Source organism: Streptomyces sp. BRA346 (genome assembly GCF_052851135.1).
Genome location: NZ_JAIWIH010000004.1, coordinates 123,200 through 141,604, shown reverse-complemented (window position 1 = coordinate 141,604; position 18,405 = coordinate 123,200). Strand labels below are relative to the sequence as shown.

General features: G+C 72.5%; 19 protein-coding genes. 9 read left to right on the top strand and 10 right to left on the bottom strand.

Annotated features, from left to right (window positions below; all coding sequences use genetic code 11):
- Positions 1–25 precede the first annotated feature (25 nt).
- Genes LCH29_RS06295 through LCH29_RS06285 form a run of 3 tightly spaced genes read left to right on the top strand, consistent with a single transcriptional unit; the run spans position 26 to position 1,274 of the window.
- A complete protein-coding gene (locus tag LCH29_RS06295; RefSeq protein ID WP_446460685.1) occupies positions 26–562 on the top strand; it encodes an NUDIX domain-containing protein in 537 nt (178 codons plus the stop codon).
- A gap of 23 nt (positions 563–585) precedes the next feature.
- Positions 586–966 (top strand): YidH family protein, encoded by a 381-nt coding sequence (locus tag LCH29_RS06290; protein ID WP_446460784.1) that lies wholly within the window; start codon positions 586–588, stop codon positions 964–966.
- The gene (locus LCH29_RS06285) at positions 954–1,274 is read left to right on the top strand and encodes a DUF202 domain-containing protein (RefSeq protein ID WP_446460684.1); all 321 of its coding nucleotides are present in this window, start codon (positions 954–956) and stop codon (positions 1,272–1,274) included. Before LCH29_RS06290 ends, LCH29_RS06285 begins: the two co-directional genes overlap by 13 nt.
- Before the next feature lie 15 nt (positions 1,275–1,289).
- Here LCH29_RS06285 and LCH29_RS06280 read toward each other — a convergent pair whose 3' ends face one another.
- Positions 1,290–2,216: an NADP-dependent oxidoreductase gene (locus LCH29_RS06280; protein WP_446460683.1), complete on the bottom strand. Its 927-nt coding sequence runs from the start codon at positions 2,214–2,216 to the stop codon at positions 1,290–1,292.
- A gap of 107 nt (positions 2,217–2,323) precedes the next feature.
- Positions 2,324–2,989 carry an NADPH-dependent F420 reductase gene (locus LCH29_RS06275; RefSeq protein ID WP_446460682.1) on the bottom strand — a complete coding sequence of 222 codons (666 nt, stop codon included), beginning with the start codon at positions 2,987–2,989 and terminating at the stop codon, positions 2,324–2,326.
- 139 nt (positions 2,990–3,128) lie between these two features.
- Here LCH29_RS06275 and LCH29_RS06270 point away from each other — a divergent pair, with 139 nt between their 5' ends.
- The 3 genes from LCH29_RS06270 to LCH29_RS06260 are packed head-to-tail and all read left to right on the top strand — an operon-like array spanning position 3,129 to position 5,868.
- Positions 3,129–3,578: a winged helix-turn-helix transcriptional regulator gene (locus LCH29_RS06270; RefSeq protein WP_446460681.1), complete on the top strand. Its 450-nt coding sequence runs from the start codon at positions 3,129–3,131 to the stop codon at positions 3,576–3,578.
- A 44-nt stretch (positions 3,579–3,622) separates the two neighbouring features.
- Entirely contained in the window at positions 3,623–4,645 is a 1,023-nt protein-coding gene (locus tag LCH29_RS06265) for a phosphotransferase family protein (protein WP_446460680.1), read from the top strand.
- 8 nt (positions 4,646–4,653) lie between these two features.
- Complete coding sequence (locus LCH29_RS06260; RefSeq protein WP_446460679.1) at positions 4,654–5,868, top strand: acyl-CoA dehydrogenase family protein; 1,215 nt, start codon at positions 4,654–4,656, stop codon at positions 5,866–5,868.
- Between the two features lie 195 nt (positions 5,869–6,063).
- On the opposite strand, the gene LCH29_RS06255 is transcribed toward LCH29_RS06260, so the two are convergent.
- The 5 genes from LCH29_RS06255 to LCH29_RS06235 form a co-directional block, all read right to left on the bottom strand.
- Positions 6,064–6,657 (bottom strand): TetR/AcrR family transcriptional regulator, encoded by a 594-nt coding sequence (locus tag LCH29_RS06255; RefSeq protein WP_446460678.1) that lies wholly within the window; start codon positions 6,655–6,657, stop codon positions 6,064–6,066.
- Positions 6,658–6,683: 26 nt separating this feature from the next.
- Positions 6,684–8,327, bottom strand: coding sequence for a class I adenylate-forming enzyme family protein (locus LCH29_RS06250; protein ID WP_446460677.1), 1,644 nt, complete (start codon positions 8,325–8,327; stop codon positions 6,684–6,686).
- The gene (locus LCH29_RS06245; protein WP_446460676.1) at positions 8,324–9,100 is read right to left on the bottom strand and encodes an SDR family oxidoreductase; all 777 of its coding nucleotides are present in this window, start codon (positions 9,098–9,100) and stop codon (positions 8,324–8,326) included. The genes LCH29_RS06250 and LCH29_RS06245 overlap by 4 nt, the downstream gene beginning before the upstream one ends.
- A 139-nt stretch (positions 9,101–9,239) precedes the next feature.
- Positions 9,240–10,292, bottom strand: a complete 1,053-nt coding sequence (locus tag LCH29_RS06240) for a LysR family transcriptional regulator (RefSeq protein WP_446460675.1) — start codon at positions 10,290–10,292, stop codon at positions 9,240–9,242.
- Between the two features lie 137 nt (positions 10,293–10,429).
- Positions 10,430–13,252: a penicillin acylase family protein gene (locus LCH29_RS06235; protein WP_446460674.1), complete on the bottom strand. Its 2,823-nt coding sequence runs from the start codon at positions 13,250–13,252 to the stop codon at positions 10,430–10,432.
- A gap of 187 nt (positions 13,253–13,439) precedes the next feature.
- On the opposite strand from LCH29_RS06235, the gene LCH29_RS06230 reads away from it, so the two are divergent.
- Positions 13,440–14,057 (top strand): hypothetical protein, encoded by a 618-nt coding sequence (locus LCH29_RS06230; RefSeq protein ID WP_446460673.1) that lies wholly within the window; start codon positions 13,440–13,442, stop codon positions 14,055–14,057.
- A 189-nt stretch (positions 14,058–14,246) separates the two neighbouring features.
- Positions 14,247–14,708, top strand: coding sequence for a MaoC family dehydratase (locus LCH29_RS06225; protein ID WP_446460672.1), 462 nt, complete (start codon positions 14,247–14,249; stop codon positions 14,706–14,708).
- A 7-nt stretch (positions 14,709–14,715) separates the two neighbouring features.
- On the opposite strand, the gene LCH29_RS06220 is transcribed toward LCH29_RS06225, so the two are convergent.
- A complete protein-coding gene (locus LCH29_RS06220) occupies positions 14,716–15,354 on the bottom strand; it encodes a TetR/AcrR family transcriptional regulator (protein WP_446460671.1) in 639 nt (212 codons plus the stop codon).
- 71 nt (positions 15,355–15,425) lie between these two features.
- Between LCH29_RS06220 and LCH29_RS06215 the strand changes: the two genes are divergently transcribed.
- Positions 15,426–15,977 carry a DUF402 domain-containing protein gene (locus tag LCH29_RS06215; RefSeq protein WP_446460670.1) on the top strand — a complete coding sequence of 184 codons (552 nt, stop codon included), beginning with the start codon at positions 15,426–15,428 and terminating at the stop codon, positions 15,975–15,977.
- Here the strand turns inward: LCH29_RS06215 and LCH29_RS06210 are convergent.
- Both LCH29_RS06210 and LCH29_RS06205 read right to left on the bottom strand, forming a co-directional pair.
- Positions 15,974–17,071 (bottom strand): Zn-dependent alcohol dehydrogenase, encoded by a 1,098-nt coding sequence (locus tag LCH29_RS06210; RefSeq protein ID WP_446460669.1) that lies wholly within the window; start codon positions 17,069–17,071, stop codon positions 15,974–15,976. The genes LCH29_RS06215 and LCH29_RS06210 overlap by 4 nt on opposite strands.
- Complete coding sequence (locus LCH29_RS06205) at positions 17,068–18,402, bottom strand: MFS transporter (protein WP_446460668.1); 1,335 nt, start codon at positions 18,400–18,402, stop codon at positions 17,068–17,070. Before LCH29_RS06205 ends, LCH29_RS06210 begins: the two co-directional genes overlap by 4 nt.
- Positions 18,403–18,405 lie beyond the last annotated feature (3 nt).

The following is an 18,405-nucleotide window of genomic DNA, read 5'->3' as shown; positions in this document are numbered from 1 at the left end:
CGACACCATCTGCTTGTATGTCCGTATGCCTGATCAGGAGCCGCTTTCCGCCGACGAACTGCTGGACATCGTGGACGAGCAGGACCGGGTGATCAGCCAGGCCCGCCGCGGTGACGCCACCGCCCTCCGGCTGCGCCACCGCTGCGCCTTCATCCTCGTGCGCGACGCCGAGGGCCGCGTCTTCGTCCACCGCCGCACCGACCGGAAACTGGTCTTCCCCTCGCTGTACGACATGTTCGTCGGCGGGGTCGTCGCGGCGGGCGAGAGCTACGACGAGGCGGCGCTGCGGGAGGCGGAGGAGGAACTCGGCGTCCAGGGGCTCCCCGCGCCCGTGCCGCTGTTCTCCTTCCTCTACGACACGCCGGAACACACCTGGTGGTCCCGGGTCTACGAGGTCCGCTGCGACCTCCCCGTCGCACCGCAGGCCGACGAGATCGCCTGGCACGCCTTCCTCACCGACGACGAGCTGGAGCGGCGGCTCACCGAGTGGGAGTGGGTACCGGACGGCGCGGAGGCGTACCGGCGGCTCCAGGAGTGGCGCCGCGAGAGGCCCACCCCGTGACCGCGGGCAGAGTCGCGGACGCCATGGCGAGCGTCCGGCTGTGGTTCGCGCCCGAGCGGCTCCGCGAGGAGGGCGACACCCCCGACTACCGCTTCTCGCTCGCCAACGAGCGCACCTTCCTGGCCTGGCTGCGCACCGCGATGGCCCTGGTGGGCGGCGGTTTCGCGGTCGACCAGTTCCTGCCGGACACCGGGCGGCCGCTCCGGCTGGCCCTCGCGCTCACCCTGCTCGCGGGCGGCGCGGTGTGCGCTCTGCGCGCCATCAACCACTGGATCCGCTGCGAGCGGGCCATGCGGCGCGGCGAGGACCTGCCGGTGTCGCGCTTCCCGGTGATGCTGGGACTGGCCGTCGGGGTGGTCGCGCTGCTGATGGTGATCGTCGTCGCCGTGGGGTGGGGCGGGTGACCGAGCCGGTGCGCGACCCCGGGCTCCAGCCGGAGCGCACCCGGCTGGCGTGGCGGCGTACGACGCTGGCCTGCGCCGTGGCCGCCTCGCTCGCCGGGCGGCAGACCCTGCACGCGGGCGGCGGCCCGCTCCCGGTGCTCGCCCTGTCGCTGGTCGTCCTGTCCTGGCTGGCCTTCGTGGCCGTGGCCCACCACCGCATCCGCCACCTGCACGCCCCGCGCCCGCCCCTCCTGACCCCGCGCGCGGCGGTGGCCGCGGTGGGCTGCGTGATGGGCGCGGCGGTGTGCGGCGCGGCGATGCTGCGCTGATTTTCTGCGACTCGGTCAGTCGACCGTGATGACGATCTTGCCGCGGGTGTGGCCCTCCGCGTTGCGCTGCTGCGCCTCCGCCGTCCGCTCCAGCGGGTACGTCGCCGACACCTCGACCCCCAGCGCGCCGCGCTCGGCGAGGTCGGTCAGGTCCTGGAGGTCGGTGGGGTCGGGGCGGACGAAGACATAGGCGCCGCCGAGGCCGAGGACCGCGGGGTCCGCGATGGACGCCAGCCGGCCGCCGGGCGCCAGCACCTCCGTGGAGGCGGTGAGGGCGTCGCCGCCGACCAGGTCGAACGCGGCCTGCACCCCGTCGGGCGCGAGCGTCCGCACCCGCTCGGCCAGCCCCTCCCCGTACACGGTCGGCTCGGCGCCCAGCGTCCGCAGATAGTCGTGGTTGTGCTCACCGGCGGTCCCGATGACGCGGGCGCCCAGGTGCCGGGCCAGCTGCACCGCCGTCGAGCCGACGCCCCCGGCGGCCGCGTGCACCAGCACCGTGTCGCCCTCGCCGACGCGCAGCGCGCCGACCAGCGTCTGGTAGGCCGTCAGCCCGGCGAGCGGGATGCCCGCGGCCTGCTCGAAGGAGAGGTTCCGCGGCTTGCGGGCGAGCGTGCGCAGCGGCGCGGCCACGTACTCGGCGCACGTGCCGCGGGACAGGAAATCCTCGCGGACGTACCCGATCACCTCGTCCCCGGGCTGGAACCCGGTCACCGCCGGTCCGGTCTGCTCCACCACCCCGGCGACGTCCCAGCCCGGGATGACCGGGAAGACGGCGTCCAGGACGGGGTCGAGATAGCCCGCCTGCGCCTTCCAGTCGACGGGGTTCACGGCGGCGGCCTTGACCCTGACCAGCACCGAGTCGGGCCCGACCTTGGGGTCCCGGACCTCGCCGAATTCGAGGACCTCGGGGCCTCCGTAGCGGCGGTAGCTGATGGCCTTCATGGTGGCTGCTCCTTGCGGTTCCTGGTGACGGTGGTGGCCTCCCCCCCGGGTTCCCCCTACGACGCTCCTGCTCGGGAACCGGCACCGCAAATCCAGCCCGGGCGGGATCAGTCGGCGACGCGGTGGGGGAGCTGGGCCGCCGCCGGGGGCAGCGCGGCCCGCGGCTCCGCCCCCGCGAACCAGAAGCCGAGCAGGAACGCGGCCGTCGACTCCAGGTGGCGGGCCCGCTCCAGGGGCCCGCCGTCCAGCGGTACGCAGCCCATGTCGCGCACGAGGGTCCGTACGGCCTCCAGCGCGCCCTCGTCGTCCCCGCACAGCGGCACCGCGAGCGGGCCGTCGGCAAAGACCGGCGGGGTCATCCGCCACACCGAGTCCGCGCACAGGTTGAACCCCTTCACCACGTGCGCCCCCACCGCCTGCGCGGCGATCCGCTCGGCCACTCCCGGGCCGCCGTCGGTGGCGAGGACGAACCGGCCGGGGACGAGAGCATTGGTGCAGTCGATCAGCGCCCGGCCGCCCAGCGTCCCCTCCCCCGCGCCCGCCGCCTCCAGGGTGGCCGCCACCCCTTCGTACGCGACGGCGAGCAGCGTCGCCGCTCCGAACCCGGCGGCCTCGCGCAGCGATCCGGCCCGTGCGCCGTGGCCGATCCGTTCGGCCAGGGCCTGGGCGGTGGCGGGGGTGCGGCCGCCGATGAACACCGTGTGGCCCGCCCGCGCCCACTGCCCCGCCAGCCCCTCGGCCATGGTTCCCGTGCCCAGCACTCCGATCCGCATCGCGCGGCCTCCTCGTCGTATCCGAAGCGGCGTATGCCGCCTGCCGGATGAGGACACTAGGAATTCCGTTGCACACCTCCAGGTGTCCTACGGATCCGCTAGGACGGCGGGTACGGACGCCCGCCCCCAGGAGGCATGAGTGACGACGACACCCCCGCACCCCTCGCCCACCGGCCGGTTCATCGCCGACTGCCGGGCCCGGATCGGCTTCGACCTGCTGACCGGCACCTGGACCGCCGTGGTGCTCTTCGGGCTGCGCGAGGGGCCGCGCCGCCCCGGCGAGCTGCGCGCGGCGATCGGCGGCATCAGCGCCAAGGTGCTCAACGAGACGCTGCGCCGTCTGGAGGACGACGGGCTCGTGGAGCGCCACCGGTACGCGGAGGCGCCGCCGCGCGTCGAATACGGGCTGACGGCCCTGGGCCGGACCCTGCTGGGCCCGGTCGAGGCGCTGGGCGCCTGGGGCATCGAGCACGGCGACGCGGTCGTGGAGGCCCAGGAGCGCGCCGAGCGGCGCCGGGAGGGAACCGGTGACGGCCGGACACTGGACTACATACCGACTGGTCGGCATCATGAGGTGGACATGGAATGAGCGACAGGAACCGTCCGCCCGCCTCCCACGGAAGAAGAGACTCGATGAACGCAGCCAATCCGCCAGGACTCGACCTGACGCGGCTCCGCGCCCATCTCGACCGCGAACGGCCGGGGCTGGTGGGCGGCGAGCTGAGTGCGGAGCTGATCGAGGGCGGCCGGTCGAACCTCACCTACGCCGTCACCGACGGCACCTCCCGCTGGGTGGTCCGCCGCCCGCCGCTGGGTCACGTACTGGCCACCGCCCATGACATGCGGCGCGAGCACCGGGTGATCAGCGCGCTGCACCCGACCAGCGTGCCGGTGCCGGAGCCGGTGCTGCTGTGCGAGGACGAGGAGGTGGCCGGGGCGCCGTTCTACGTCATGGAACACGTGGAGGGCACTCCGTACCGTACGGCCGAGCAGCTGGCCGCCATCGGGCCGGAGCGCACCCGGGGCGTGGTGCTGTCCCTGGTGGACACGCTCGTCGCGCTGCACTCCGTCGATCCCGCCGGGGTCGGGCTCGGCGACTTCGGGCGGCCGGAGGGCTTCCTGGAGCGGCAGCTGCGGCGCTGGGGCAAGCAGCTGGAGGCCTCGCGCAGCCGTGAGCTGCCGGGCATCGACGAGCTGCACGCCCGGCTCGCCAAGGCGCTGCCCGCCTCCCCCGCGCCCACCGTGGTGCACGGCGACTACCGCCTGGACAACGTCCTCGTGGGCGCCGACGACCGGATCAAGGCGATCCTCGACTGGGAGATGTCCACGCTCGGCGATCCGCTGACCGACCTCGGCCTGATCGTGATGTACAGCGAACATCCCACCCTCGACGACGCGCCCATCTCCTCCACCCAGGGCGCCCCCGGCCACCCGGGGACGGACGAGCTGGTCCAGCGGTACGCGGAGGGCTCGGGCCGGGACGTCAGCGGCATCGCCTGGTACACCGCCTTCGCCTACTTCAAGCTCGCGGTGATCTTGGAGGGCATCCACTACCGCTTCACCCTCGGACAGACCCTGGGCGCGGGCTTCGACCGCATCGGCGCGATCGTCCCGGCCTTCATCGACAACGGCCTCACCACCCTCCAGGAGAGCTGAGACACCTGATGGACTTCGCATTCGACGCCCGCACCGAAGAACTCCGCGCCAAGCTGCTGACCTTCATGGACGAGCACGTCTACCCGGCCGAGGCGATCGTGGCCGGGCAGCGCGCCAAGCTCGACTCGCCCTGGGACACGCCGACCGTCGTGGAGGAACTGAAGGCCGAGGCCCGCAAGCAGGGGCTGTGGAACCTGTTCCTGCCCGACTCCGCGTACGGCGCGGGGCTCACCAACCTCCAGTACGCGCCGCTCGCCGAGATCACCGGCCGCAGCCCCCAGCTCGCCCCCACCGCCCTCAACTGCGCCGCGCCGGACACCGGGAACATGGAGGTGCTCACCCAGTTCGGCAGCGAGCAGCAGCGCGAGCAGTGGCTGGAGCCGCTGCTCGCGGGCGAGATCCGGTCGGCCTTCGCGATGACCGAGCCCGAGGTGGCCTCGTCCGACGCGACCAACATCGAGACCCGGATCGAGCGGGACGGCGACGACTACGTCATCACCGGGCGCAAGTGGTACATCTCCGGGGCGATGAACCCCGACTGCAAGATCTTCATCGTGATGGGCAAGACGGACCCCGAGGGCGCGGATGTGCGCCGCCAGCAGTCCATGGTGCTGGTGCCGCGCGATACGCCCGGCGTCGAGGTGCGGCGGGCGATGCAGGTCTACGGCTACGAGGACCACTACCACGGCGGCCACGCCGAGGTCGTCTTCGACCGGGCCCGGGTCCCGGCCACGAACCTCATCGGCGAGGAGGGCGGCGGCTTCGCCATCGCCCAGGCCCGGTTGGGCCCCGGCCGCATCCACCACTGCATGCGGCTGATCGGCATGGCCGAGCGGGGCATCGAGCTGATGTGCCGCCGGGCGGTGGCCCGGCAGGCGTTCGGCAAGGCGCTCGCCCAGCAGGGCCAGGTCCACGAGTGGATCGCGGACGCCCGGGTGGCGGTCGAGCAGCTGCGGCTGCTGGTGCTGAAGACGGCCTGGATGATGGACACGGTGGGCAACCGGGAGGCGCACACCGAGATCCAGGCCATCAAGATCGCCACGCCGCGGACGGTGGTGGGGATCCTGGACCAGGCGGTGCAGTTGCACGGCGCGGGCGGGGTCAGCCAGGACTTCCCGCTGGCCGAGCTGTGGGCCGCGGCGCGGACACTGCGGCTGGCCGACGGGCCGGACGAGGTGCATCAGCGGTCACTGGCGCGGCGTGAGCTGAAGCGGTACCAGTAGGGATACGGGCGCGGGGCGTCTTTCCCCAGCCCCGCCCCTTCCCGTAACCGGGGCTCCGCCCCGGACCCCGCACGCCCTCCGGGCGTGTGTCCTCAAGCTCCCCCAGCTAACGCTGGGAGGTGCCCCCCTGGACGGGCTGGATCTTCCAGCCCGTCCGGCGTTTGAGGACCGGGGTCCGGGGCGGAGCCCCGGGTGTCACGGCCGCAGCGCTCGCAGCAGGAGGTCGGCCAGGTGGTCGGCCACTTGTTGGGGGGCCAGGGAGCCGCCGGGGCGGTACCAGGTGCCCAGGTGGTGCACGGAGCCGAAGTGGTAGTCGACCACCAGGTCCGCCGGGGTGTGGGCGCTGAACACCCCGGTCCGCTGGCCCTCCTCCACGAGCGCGCGGAACCGCTCGTGGTAGCGGCGCCGCTCGGCCCGCACCTGCTTGTACTTCTCCGGGCTCAGATGGTGCATCGACCGGAAGAAGATCGTGGTGTCGTCGAGGTTCTCGATGGTGGTCACGACGACGTCGGCCGCCGCCCCCCGCAGCCGCTGCTCTACGGGAGCGTCCGCGTCCGCGAAGGAGTCGAGCCGTTCCTGCTGGAGGCGGAGCACCCGGCCGTAGATCTCGTGGAGCAGATCGTCCTTGGAGCCGAAGTAGTGGTACAGGGCTCCCTTGGTGACCCCCGCCGCCTCGACGATCTCCTGGACGGACGTCCGGTCGAACCCGCGCTCCGCGAAGAGGCGGGTGGCAGCGGCCAGCAGCCGCCGCGGCACCGGCTGTCCGTCGCCGTTCGTCGTTCTGGCCATGGTCGCCACCCGCTTCTCTTCCGTTCTCATCCTCGCAGTTCTCGTCGGAGGATCTTGCCACTGGTCGTCTTCGGGAGGTCGGGCAGGATGTCGACCTCCCGCGGGTACTTGTACGCGGCGAGCCGGTCCGCACAATAGGCGGCCAGCTCGTCCGGCGTGACCTCGGCCCCGGGCCGCAGACTCACGTACGCCTTGACCGTTTCGCCCCGGTAGGGGTGCGGCTTGCCGACGACGGCCGCCTCGCGGACGGCTGGGTGAGTGTAGAGCACGTCCTCGACCTCGCGCGGCCACACCTTGAACCCGGAGGCGTTGATCATGTCCTTCTTGCGGTCGACGACGTACAGCCAGCCGTCCTCGTCCATGAAGCCGATGTCCCCGGTGCGCAGTTCGCCGCCGGGCATCCCGGCCTCGGTGGCGTCGGGGCGGCGCCAGTAGCCGGGGACGACCATGGGGCCGCTCACCACGATCTCGCCGGGCTCGCCGAACGGCAGGTCCTTCCCGTCGTCCCCGGCGATCCGTACGACGGTGTCCGCGCCGGGCACGCCGACCGCCAGGGTGCCGGAGACCGGGTCGACGGGGGCCCGCACACCGGGCGGGACGCTGGCGCAGGGGGCGGTGCACTCGGTGAGCCCGTAGCCGTTGTGGATATACGGGCCGAGGGTCGTCTCGAACCGCTCGACCAGCGCGGGCGGCAGCGGGGCGCCGCCGGAGGAGATGATGCGGAAGGACGAGAAGTGGTCGCGGGTCGCCTGCGGATGGGCCATCAGCGCCATGAAGGCGGTGGAGGGGCCGACGGTGTACGCGGGACGGTGTTCGGCGAACGCGTCCAGGACGACACCGGTCTCGAAGCGGTACGCCAGCGCGAGCGTCCCGGCCCCGGCGAGGCTCGCGCCCAGTTCGCAGACCATGCCGGTGATGTGGAACAGCGGCGCCAGCGCGAAGATCACCGAGCCCGGGGGCAGCTCGTGGAGGAGGTGCTGCCGGTCAGCGTTGTAGGAGACGTTGACGTGGGTGTTGATGGCGCCCTTGGGGGTGCCGCTGGTGCCGGACGTATAGCTGATCAGCGCGATGTCGCCGGGCGCGGGCTCATGGACCGCGGGCGGCCGGGCACCGGCGCGGGCGGCCGAGAGGAGGTCGTCGGTGTCCTCGGGGACCGGGATGCGCTCGTCGCGCAGCACCCGCTCGTCGTTCCGGGTCTGGAAGTCGTACGCGTCGGCGGTGAGCGCGATGCGCACCGGGGTGTCCGCGGCCGTCTCCCGTATGTACGCCTCCCAGCCGGTGCGGGCGCAGACCAGCGCGGTGACCTCGGCGTCGGTGAGGATGTGGGTGAGTTCGCCGCCCTTGTACATGGGGTTGACCGGGACCACCGCGGCGCCCGCCTTCCACGCGCCGAGCAGCGCGATCACGAAGTGCGGGGTGTTCTGGAGCATGATCGCGAGCCGGTCGCCGGGGGCGAAGCCGCGCCCGGCGAGGTGGCCCGCCAGCCCGTCCGACAGCTCGTCCAGCTCCCGGTAGGTGACCCGGCCGTCGAAGTAGCGAAGCGCGGGGTGGTCCGGGGCGTCGCGCACGGCCTCCCGGAAGGCGTGCAGCACGCTCGGCCGCGGGGTGATCGGCTCGCGCTGCTTGTCGTTGAGCGTAGCGAGCCAGGGCTGGTCCTGGTACGACGTCATCGCGGTGACCTCTCCTCGGTCTCTTCCAGGGTGCGCTGCACGCGGTTCATGCCCCGCAGCCACCGCTCGGTGTCGGTGGCGCGGGTGGCGTAGTACCCGGCCACCTCGGGGTGCGGCAGAATCAGGAACCGATTCTCGGCGATGCCCTTCAGCACGGCCTCGGCGACCTCTTCCGGTTCGATGGCGGTGGGCAGGAGCACCAGGTCTCCGGCGGTTCCGCTGTCCTCCAGCATGGTGGTGCGCACGCCCTGCGGGCACACGGCGTGCACCTGGACGCCGCGGTGGCGGTAGGTGGCGACAAGCCATTCGGCGAAGGCGAGCGCGGCGTGCTTGGAGACGCTGTACGGCGCCGAGCCGACCATGGTGAGCAGCCCGGCGGCGGACACCGTGGACACGAACCGGCCCTCGCCGCGCTCCAGCCAGTCGGGCAGCAGCGCGCGGGCGGCCCGGACGTGGGCCATCACGTTGACGTCCCAGGCCTCGGCCCACAGCGCCTCGTCGGCCTCGGGGCCGCCGCCGTGGCCGACGCCCGCGTTGGCGCAGAAGATGTCGATGCCCCCGCCGAGCGCGTCCCGGGCGGCGGGCACCACCCCGGAGGCGTCGCCGGGGACGGCGGTGCCGCCGATCTCGGCGGCGACGGCCTCCGCCCCGGCCGCGTCGAGGTCGTTGACCACGACCCGGGCGCCCTCGGCGGCGAAGCGGCGGGCCAGGGCGGCGCCGATGCCGCCTCCCGCCCCGGTGACGACAACTCGCGCTCCACGCACGGTATCCACGATGAGACGCTCCTCGGATGCGGCGCGGCCGTCGGCCCGGATCGGCCCGGCCGCAACGGCAGACTAACCAGTCGGTATGTTGAAGGGAAGAGGGCGCGGGACTGACCGGTTGATGACGTTTCGCCGACCGGGCGGGCGGCTATCGGGCGCGCGGGCCCCCGGGGCGCTGGTCGCCGATGACGCGGCGCCAGCGGGCGTTCTCCCCCGCGAGGGCGTTCCACAGCACGTTGAGCGGATGGTCGTCGTCCTGCGCGGCGCGCTCCCCGGCCCGTACGAAGACCCCTACGAGCACGTCCAGTTCGGGCGCGATGTCATCGGCCAGCTCCAGCGTGCGCAGCCCGGCACCGGTCCGCAGCCGCCCGTCGGCGACCGCGTCGCCGATCCCCTGGGTGACGAGCACCGCGCCGCGCAGCACGCCCGAGGAGAGCAGTTCGAGGCCGTACTGCACGGTGTCGATCTCGGCCGCTATGTGCAGCTCGTGGCGGTAGCGGCCGCCGAACCAGCCGCGCAGGAAGCCGGGGATGAGGCCGTCGGCGGAGACCGCGAGCGGCACCCCGGGCAGGGCGCTCACTGCGACGGAAGGGCCGGGCAGTTCGTCGGCGCCGAGGTTGGTGACCAGGGACAGGCCGCTGCGCCGCCACTCCATGACCTCGAAGCCGTCGAGCCCGCGGTTCCGGCTGCCGTCGGCCAGAACGCTGCCGCAGACCAGGTCGAGTTCCTTGGAGCCGAGCCGGTCGAGCAGATCCCTGGTGCGGACGTGCTCGACCTTCAGCTCGACGCCGCGGCTCTCGAAGTCCTCGGTGACCAGTTCCACGGCATTCAGCAGAAAGCCGAGGGTGTAGCGGGTGGAGCCGACGGCCAGCCGGCCGCCGAGCCGGCGGCGGCAGTCGCGCAGTTCCTCCTGCCATCCGCGAAGCGTGCCGCGGGCGAGTTCGGCGAGGCTCTCGCCGGTGGCGGTGAAGAGCACATTCCGGCTGCGGCCGCGTTTGAGGACGAGCGGTTCTCCGCACAGGGTGCCGAAGTTCCGGTTCATCGTGTCGAGCTGCTTTTGCACGCTGGACTGCTCGCGACCCAGCAGCCGGGCGGCGCCCAGCGCCGTACCGGTCTCGTGGACCGCGAGCAGTGTGCGGAGTTGATCCATCGTCGTGTCCAGCAGCGCCGCGGGGTACTGCCACCGATCACTTGAGGACATTCCGGTCTTCTGCTCCCCCGTACAAGAAAACGCGCCCTGACGTTTCCGAGCATAGTGCAACGCATTTCCCTGCCGGGCCCTGCGGGGATATTCCGGAATTCACGACGGAAACAACGGGAAATACCGGAACCGCGCGCTCAGCGGTGGCGTGCGAACTCCACCACTTGCTGGAAGGTGGGCCGGTTCTGCCAGCTGATCTTGTCGTGGGTCAGTCCGCCGACCGTGCGCTGGATGATGGAGTCCGCGCACCACTGGTCGCCCGCGGCGCAGTTCTCGTCGCCGGGGTAGACCTCGGTGGCGGGCTTGGCGGCGGCCTGCTTGAGGCTGCTCAGCAGGGCGTCACGGCAGGCGCTCAGCTCGCCGCCGCCGCAGTACCGCTTGGCGAGCGGCCCCTTGACGTCCTCGCCGAGCACCGCGCGCAGGTCCTTGTCGACGTAGGACCACCAGCCGTACTGGAAGGACGACCCGGCGTGCGAACCGGTCGGCCCGTGGCCCGCCGAGGGCGCTTCGTCCACGCTCAGGTTGGTGCGCAGCGCGTCGTACAGCTCGCCGCCGAGGCCCGGCTTGAACTCGGCCTCGACCAGCAGCGGCCACCACGCGTCCATGATGCGCACGGCGTCCGCGTGACCGTAGGTCTTCGATCCGCCGCTGGTCTCGCGGCGCTGTGAGCCCGCCGCCTGCCAGGACTCCAGCCGCTGTACTGCGGTGGCGAGCGCCGGGTCGTCGATCGGCTTGCTGCGCAGCACCTTCAGCAGCTCCGGCAGCACGTCCTCGCCGCGCAGATCGGTGACGGCGGCCTCGGCCATCGCCCGGGTGAGCGCGGCGCGGGTCACCCCGCCCTTCTTGACCAGGGCGCGCACCCGGTCGTCGAGGAGGTTGCCGCGGTGCACGGAGCCGTTGCCGAAGCCCGCGGCGCCGTAGTCCTTGGCGAGCTTGTTGTTCCAGCTGATGTAGTAATCCTGGTCGATGGACTGGGGGTGTTCGGCGGGCGGGGTGTACGCGGCGGTGTTGACCGCCGGGTCGAAGTCCCGCCACTCGTACGCCCGCTCGGCCTTGACGGGCAGCGACGGGTCGACGCCGTCGGCGCGCCGCATGTTGAGCCCGCTGTTGTAGTAGGCGGCCTGCCGGGAGTCGGCGTAGAACCAGTTGAAGGTGTAGTTGATGTGCTGGGCGGCGCTCTGGAAGGACTTCGCGTCGGTCACGTAGCCCGGGTCGTTGAGCATCTGGAAGCCGATGATCGAGTCGGCCTCGTGCCGGTAGGTGGCACGCAGCGAGGTGTAGGCGACCGGATTGCCGCCGACCGTGGCGCGATGGGTCACGAGGCCGTACTTGGTGCGGTACACCTGCATCCGGTAGGAGCCCGCGGCGGTGGAGTCGGCGACGGTGGGCTTCCAGGCGTTGCGCCGCTCCAGCTTGTCCATGGGCAGGCAGTCGCCGTGGTAGCGGTAGTACGTCGCGTCCTTGGACGGGGCGGAGCCGTCCGGTGAGCACAGCTCGACCGCGTAGGTGTCGGTGACGTCCTGGGCGGAGGTGGTGGCGCTCCACGCGTAGTCCTGGCCGCGCCCGAGCTGGACGTACATGCCGACGCCCGCGAAGGACGCGCCGCGGGCGCTGATCCCGGGGCCCTGGAGCTCCTGGAGCATCAGCAGCTGCGGGGCGAAGTAGCCGGTCTGCGGGCCGAAGACGGCGACCGGGTGGCCGCCGGCGGTGTACTTGCCGGAAACGACGAGCGCGTTGGACATGCCCTTCTTGCGGCTGAACAGGTCGCGGGGCAGCACCCCGTCGTCGTAGATGCCGCGCAGCTTGTCGAGCTTGGCGGGCGCCTTGACCGTGGTGCGGTCCCCGGCCTTGGCCGGGGTGGCGCTGCCCTCGCGGTCGTACACGAGCTGTTCGGCGCTGACGGAGCCGCGGTCGGGCATGGCGGTGCCCTTGGGTGAAGCGGGCTTGTCCGCGTACGGGAAGGCGCGGTCGCGGACGGTCAGCACGGCCTCGGGGTCGTTGCGCTGCCGGAAGGACTCCCACACCTTGCTGCCCTCTTCGAGGCCGTACTTCTGCTGGGCGGCGAGCAGCGACAGCGCGCCCTCCACCTCGCCGCCCCCGCCGTTGCCGAAGAGCGCGCCGACGACGGAGGCCAGGGCTATCAGGTCGGTGAGCTTGAACGGCTGGATCTCACCGGCGTTGGTGATCGCGTCGACGTGCCCGGTGAGCACGTACTCGCCGGGGAAGTAACGGCCGTCCTTCGCCTTCTTGGCGTAGGCGTTGATCCCGTCGACGTACGCCTGGGCATCCGCCAGCGCCTGCTTCCCGCGCTCGCCGCCGGTGGCCAGGATGTAGTCGATCTGCGCCTGATAGTCGGCCTCGGTGTAGGGCGCCTGGCGGAAGAAGTCCTGTTCCAGGCCCTGGTTGGAGGCGGCTCCCCCGGCGAAGGAGGTCAGCTCGCCGCGTCCCACATGGCGGAAGAGGTCCATCAGCCACAGCCGGTCCTGGGCGGCGGCGTATCCGGCGCCGAACTCGGTGCCCTCGCGGGTGGTGCCCTGGATGTGGGGGACGCCGGTCTTCTTGTCCCGGGTGATCGTGACGTCGTTGCGGGGCTTGGTGACCGACTCGACCTGGTCCGCCGGGACCCCGAACGAGGAGTCGTTGAAGAAGGTGTTCAGCTTGTCGTCGGTGAGCGTGGGATAGCCCTGGGCCAGGTCGTTGTACGGTCCGAGCTGGTCGGCGCTGTGTGCGGGGCGGGTGCCGAACACCCGGTTGGCGAGGATGTCGGCCAGTGTCGCGTTGCCGGTCGCGCCGGGCGGCAGGATGTCGGAGCACTGTCCGCCGCAGTAGTCGGTGGCTGCCCGGGCGGCGGGCGCCGCCTGGGCCTCTTGCGGCAGCGGGGCCGCGAACGTGGCGCCGAGCGCCAACACCGCGGCCGCGGCGACCGCGACACGGGTGAGCTTGCCGGTTCTGAAACGCATATCCGCTCCTCCCGGATGCAGTTGAGGGGGAGGTTACCGGCGGTACAACAACCCCGGAAGATGAGCGGCCGTCAACTTCTTTCCGCGGATTGCTTCTCGACTTTTTGGAAACACGTGGATCCGGATCGCGCTGCGTTACGTCCATTCGACAACGAGTCGGGTCCGCACAACGCGGAGGTGGTAAGAAGTGGCCGGTTTCAGAGCACTCGCACGAGAGGTTCGCAATCCACGCAGACACGTCACCGCCCGGCGCACCTCGCTGCGCAAATGCCTGGAACGGTTCGCGCCGTACGGGCACCGGGCGACCTGGCACCATCTGTGCGCCAGGACCGGGATCACCCCGGAGGACCGTCAGCCTGACCCCACACGTTTGATCACGGCACTCGAAGAACTCGAGGAGGCCCGCACCCTGTGGCTCGCGTACGAGGCGGACTTCGCCGCCCGGCGCAGGCTGGAGAAACACCACGGCATCCGCCAGCCCAGTGCCGTCGACGACTGGCACCTGCACACCTGGGGCGGCTGCGACATCATGCCGTGCGAATCTCCCTCGATCCATCCCGACGGCCGCCTCGCCGACGTCCTGCGGCGGCTGATCGTGGCCATGGAGGCGGGCCCGGGATCGGCCTGCCCGGTCTGCGCCCAGGAACGGCTGGTCTGGCGGGAGGACCTGGACCGCTACCCCGTGGCCGGACCGGTCTGCGAGGACTGCGGCATCGTGGTGCCGGTTCCGCTGCTCACCACCGAGGCACTGACGGCCTCCCGGCGCGCCGCCCGCGCGACGGTGACGCGGTACGCGGCGGCCTGAGGCCGCCCGGCCCCGGGCCGGGGGCGCGCTCGCCGGTGCCCGGCGGGCGCGCCCCGGAAGTCGAGGGGCGCCCCGAACACCGAGGCCACGCGGAGGGCGCGTGGCCGGAAGCGTTGACAGGAGCCAGGTCACCCGAGCATGCTGAGCAGTCGCTTAGCCGCATCGCCAGTCGCCCGGGAGGCACCACACATGGCAGAGCCCAGGATCTTCACCTCGCCCGAGGAACTGCGCGCCGCGGTCGGCGAGGAACTCGGCCCCAGCGACTGGCTGGAGATCGACCAGAAGCGGATCGACCTGTTCGCCGAGGCGACCGGCGACCACCAGTGGATCCACGTCGATCCCGAGAAGGCCGCCGCGGGCCCCTTCGGCACGACCATCGCGCACGGCTATCTGACCCTGTCCCTCGTGCCGCTCTTCACCCCGCAGCTGCTGGGGGTCGAAGGCGTACGGATGGGCGTCAACTACGGCACGAACAAGGTCCGCTTCCCCTCCCCCGTCCCGGTCGGCTCCCGCCTGCGCGCCACGGGCCGCATCGCCGAGGTGGCCGAGGTGAAGGACGGACTCCAACTGACGCTCACGATCACCATCGAGCGCGAGGGCAGCACCAAGCCCGCCTGCGTGGCGGAAACGGTGGCCCGCTACTACCTCTAGCAGCCCGCTAGGGAGTGCCCGCGCCGTCCGCGCCGACCATGCGCAGCACCAGCCCGGCGTAGAGGTCACCGACCTCGTCGGGGGTGCTGCGCCCCCGCGCGTTGAACCAGCGGGCGACATCGATGCACAGCGACAGCACCGCGACCGTGGTGCCCCGCACGTCCGGCACGTCGAAGGCGCCCGCCCGCACCCCGTCCTCGATGATCGAGCGCACCGCCGCGTCCGTGGCCCGGCGCATGGCGATGACCTCGGCGTGGTGCTCCTCCCCGAGCGCGCCCAGCTCGTACTGCACCACGCGCGCGGTCATATGGTGCTCGGCGTGCCACCGCACGAAGCCCCGCACCGCGGTGGCCAGCCGCTCGGCGGGGGTCCCTTCCCCGTCCCGCGCCTCCTCCAGGATGTCCAGCGCGAGCCGGTGGCCGACCTTGCTGATCTGGTAGAGCAGCTCTTCCTTGGTCTTGTAGTGGATGTAGAGGGCGGCCGGGCTCATTCCGGCGCGCCCGGCGATGTCCCGCGTGGTGGTGGCGTGATAGCCCCGCTCGGCGAAGGCGTGCACGGCGGCGCTCACCAGCCGCCGGGCCGCGTCCGGCGTAATGTCTCCCCACGCCTCGGCCCGGCCCCCGGCGTTCTTCCGCTCCACGTCCATGGCGGACACCCTACACGGAGGGTGAGCAAGCGCTTAGGACACGTCTCCGGCCGAGGGCTAGGATCCACCCCATGACGTCTTTGGTCCAGGTCAACTACCGGAAGTACGACGGCACTCTGCACTGGAACATGCGCATGCGCAGGCTGGGCGAGGACGAGCACGGGGTCTGGCTGGGGCTGCCTCCCCACTCGGTGACGCGCAAGGGGTACGGCCCCGACGTGCCCACCGAGTGCGCGTATGTGGTCCTCTTCCCGCGCGGGACGTGGTGGACCGCGGTGTTCAACGCGCCGCCGCGCTCGACCGAGGTGTACTGCGACATCACCACTCCGGTGGAGTGGGTCTCCCCGGAGGAGGTCACCATGGTCGACCTCGATCTGGACGTGCTCCGGAAGCGGGCCGACGGGGCGACGCTGCTGGTGGACGAGGACGAGTTCGCGGAGCACCAGGTGCGGTACGGGTATCCGGCGGACGTCATCGCGCAGGCCGAGGCGGCGGGGCGGTGGCTGATGGAGGCGGTCGTGGGTGGCGCCGAACCGTTCGGGGACGCGTACCGGCCGTGGCTGGCCATGGTGGCGGACGGGAACGCCCAGAGCACACCTGGAGCACACCTGGAAGGCCCCTAGAAAACCACGAGGGCCCGCCCTCCGCGTCCCGCGAGCATCGCGTCGAAGGCCGCCGGGATGCCGTCCAGGCCGATGCGCTCGGTCACCAGCGCCGACGGGTCGAGCCGTCCCGCGCGGATGTGCTCGGCGAGGACGGGGAGGTCGCGGGCGGGGTCGCTGTTGCCGTAGACGCAGCCGGAGAGGGTGCGGCCGAAGTAGAACAGTTCCAGCGCCGAGAAGGTGACCTGCTGGTCCTTGCCGCCGATGCCGACGACGGTCGTCCGGCCGCCGCGGCGGGTGGCGGACCAGGCGGCGCGGATGGTGTCGGCGCGGCCGACGCATTCGATGGCGGCGTCGGCGCCGTGGCCGCCGGTGAGCGCGCGGATCCGCTTCGCCGGGTCGCCGGTGCCGGTGCCGTCGCCGGTGAGGACGAACTCGGTCGCGCCCGCCGCGCGGGCCAGTTCCTCCTTGCCCGGTGATACGTCCACCGCGACGATCGTCCCGGCCCCCGCGAGGCGCGCCGCCTGGAGCACGGCCAGGCCGACCCCGCCGATGCCGAAGACGGCGACGGACTCGCCGGGCCGTACCTGGGCGCTGTGGTGGACGGCGCCGTACCCGGTGAGCACCGCGCACCCGAGCAGGGCGCCGTCGGTGAGCGGTACGCCGTCCGGCAGCGGGAGCACGGCGTGCGCCGGTACGACGGTCTCCTCGGCGAACGCGGCCGTGCCGAGACCCGGGTACAGCGCGCTGCCGTCGGCGGTCAGCGTGGCGTACGGCAGTGCCGCGGCGTCCCCGGCCTTGGCGCACAGCCACGGCTCGCCGAGCCCGCAGTAGTGGCATCTCCCGCAGGACGGGGCCCAGTTGAGGACGACGGCGTCGCCCGGGGCGACCCCCGTCACGCCGTCGCCGACCGCCGTCACGGTGCCCGAGCCCTCGTGGCCGAGGACGGCGGGGACGGGCTGGCGGAGCGTTCCGTTGGACAGCGACAGATCCGAGTGGCACACCCCGGCCGCGGCGAGCCGCACCCGCACCCGTCCCGGTCCGGGGTCGGGGATCTCGATGTCCTGGACGCGGAGCGGCGTGCCGAGGGCGGGGAGGACGGCGGCGCGGGTCATGGTGTGGGCTCCTCGGGGTCGGTGCGGGCCGATGTTTCCTCCCCCGGCCCGCACCTCCCCGAAACCGCGCTGCGTTCCTCCTCAGCCGCGCGCGGGGGTGTGCGCGCGTCCGGAACGGCCGGAGGGACCGCCGTGTCGGCGGCGCACCTCAGGGGCCGTACGGCTATCGCCGCCGAGCCCAGCAGCAGCACGCCGAGCATGACGAAGGGGGCGGCGGTGCCCGCGAGCCCGGCGAGCAGTCCGGCCGAGGCGGGCGCGGCGACCTGGCCGAGGCGGTTGCCGGTGAGCCGCAGCGCGAGGGCGGTGCTGCGCGCCTCGTCGGGCGCGGCCTGGACGACGGTGCTCATGGACAGCGGCTGGCCGACGCCGAGGCAGAAGCCGAGCGCGGCGAGCAGCACGCCGAGCGCCCAGGCGGGCAGCGGCAGGGCGACGGCCGCGCACAGCAGCCCGGCGCCCAGACAGCTGACGGCCATCAGCACGGTCCGGCCCATCAGCCGGATCATCGGGGTCATCACCAGGCGGCAGGCGACGGTGGCGGCGGCGCGCAGGCTGAGCAGCAGGCCGACGACGGCGGGCGAGATGGCGCGCTGTTCGCCGACGACGGGCAGATAGGCGGTGAGGATGTCGGTGGCGGAGAGCACGGCGAGGCTGATGAAGATGCCGGAGGCGACCCCGCGGGTGCGCAGGATGCCGAACACCGGCACCCGCCGGGCGGATGCCGCTTCGGCGGGCTTCTCCACGCGCCCCCCGGCCGGGCGGTGCTCGATCCGCCACAGCGAGGTGACCGAACAGGCCGCGACGGCGGCGGCGACGAAGAGCGCGGCGGCGCTGGTGCGAGCCAGCGCGCCGTCGTGGCCGGAGACCAGCTGTCCGGCGGCGATGGGTCCGATGAGCTGGCCGAGCGAGGCGCCGACGGTGAAGTGGCCGAAGTTGCGGTCCTGGTCGGCCGGGGGGCTCTGCCGGGCGACGAGTGACTGCGCACCGATGACGAATGACAGATGGCCAAGTCCCATCACCCCGCTCCACGCGGCCATTTCGGGCAGCGAGCCCGCCGTACCGCTGAGCCCGCACCCGGCGGCGATGAGCACCACGCCGACCGGCAGCAGCGGGGCGCACCGACCGTGGTCGGTGCGCCGCCCGAGCGGTACGGCGGCGAACAGCGGCAGCAGCGCGTAGATGCCAGCGATCACACCGACCGCGCGGGCGTCGGCGCCCAGCGCGAGAGCCCGGTAGGAGACGGCCGGTCTCGCCATGCTCACCGCCCCCTGTGCGAAGGAGAAAGCGATGACCAGGCGCAGCAGCCAGCCCCTACCGGGCTCCGAAGTCGTCACGGG

Bases quoted from the DNA above. Each gene is read 5' to 3' on its own strand.
- LCH29_RS06295 (WP_446460685.1), top strand. From the start codon at position 26: ATGCCTGATCAGGAGCCGCTTTCCGCCGACGAACTGCTGGACATCGTG.
- LCH29_RS06290 (WP_446460784.1), top strand. From the start codon at position 586: ATGGCGAGCGTCCGGCTGTGGTTCGCGCCCGAGCGGCTCCGCGAGGAG.
- LCH29_RS06280 (WP_446460683.1), bottom strand. From the start codon at position 2,216: ATGAAGGCCATCAGCTACCGCCGCTACGGAGGCCCCGAGGTCCTCGAA.
- LCH29_RS06275 (WP_446460682.1), bottom strand. From the start codon at position 2,989: ATGCGGATCGGAGTGCTGGGCACGGGAACCATGGCCGAGGGGCTGGCG.
- LCH29_RS06265 (WP_446460680.1), top strand. From the start codon at position 3,623: ATGAACGCAGCCAATCCGCCAGGACTCGACCTGACGCGGCTCCGCGCC.
- LCH29_RS06260 (WP_446460679.1), top strand. From the start codon at position 4,654: ATGGACTTCGCATTCGACGCCCGCACCGAAGAACTCCGCGCCAAGCTG.
- LCH29_RS06255 (WP_446460678.1), bottom strand. From the start codon at position 6,657: ATGGCCAGAACGACGAACGGCGACGGACAGCCGGTGCCGCGGCGGCTG.
- LCH29_RS06250 (WP_446460677.1), bottom strand. From the start codon at position 8,327: ATGACGTCGTACCAGGACCAGCCCTGGCTCGCTACGCTCAACGACAAG.
- LCH29_RS06240 (WP_446460675.1), bottom strand. From the start codon at position 10,292: ATGTCCTCAAGTGATCGGTGGCAGTACCCCGCGGCGCTGCTGGACACG.
- LCH29_RS06235 (WP_446460674.1), bottom strand. From the start codon at position 13,252: ATGCGTTTCAGAACCGGCAAGCTCACCCGTGTCGCGGTCGCCGCGGCC.
- LCH29_RS06225 (WP_446460672.1), top strand. From the start codon at position 14,247: ATGGCAGAGCCCAGGATCTTCACCTCGCCCGAGGAACTGCGCGCCGCG.
- LCH29_RS06220 (WP_446460671.1), bottom strand. From the start codon at position 15,354: ATGGACGTGGAGCGGAAGAACGCCGGGGGCCGGGCCGAGGCGTGGGGA.
- LCH29_RS06215 (WP_446460670.1), top strand. From the start codon at position 15,426: ATGACGTCTTTGGTCCAGGTCAACTACCGGAAGTACGACGGCACTCTG.
- LCH29_RS06210 (WP_446460669.1), bottom strand. From the start codon at position 17,071: ATGACCCGCGCCGCCGTCCTCCCCGCCCTCGGCACGCCGCTCCGCGTC.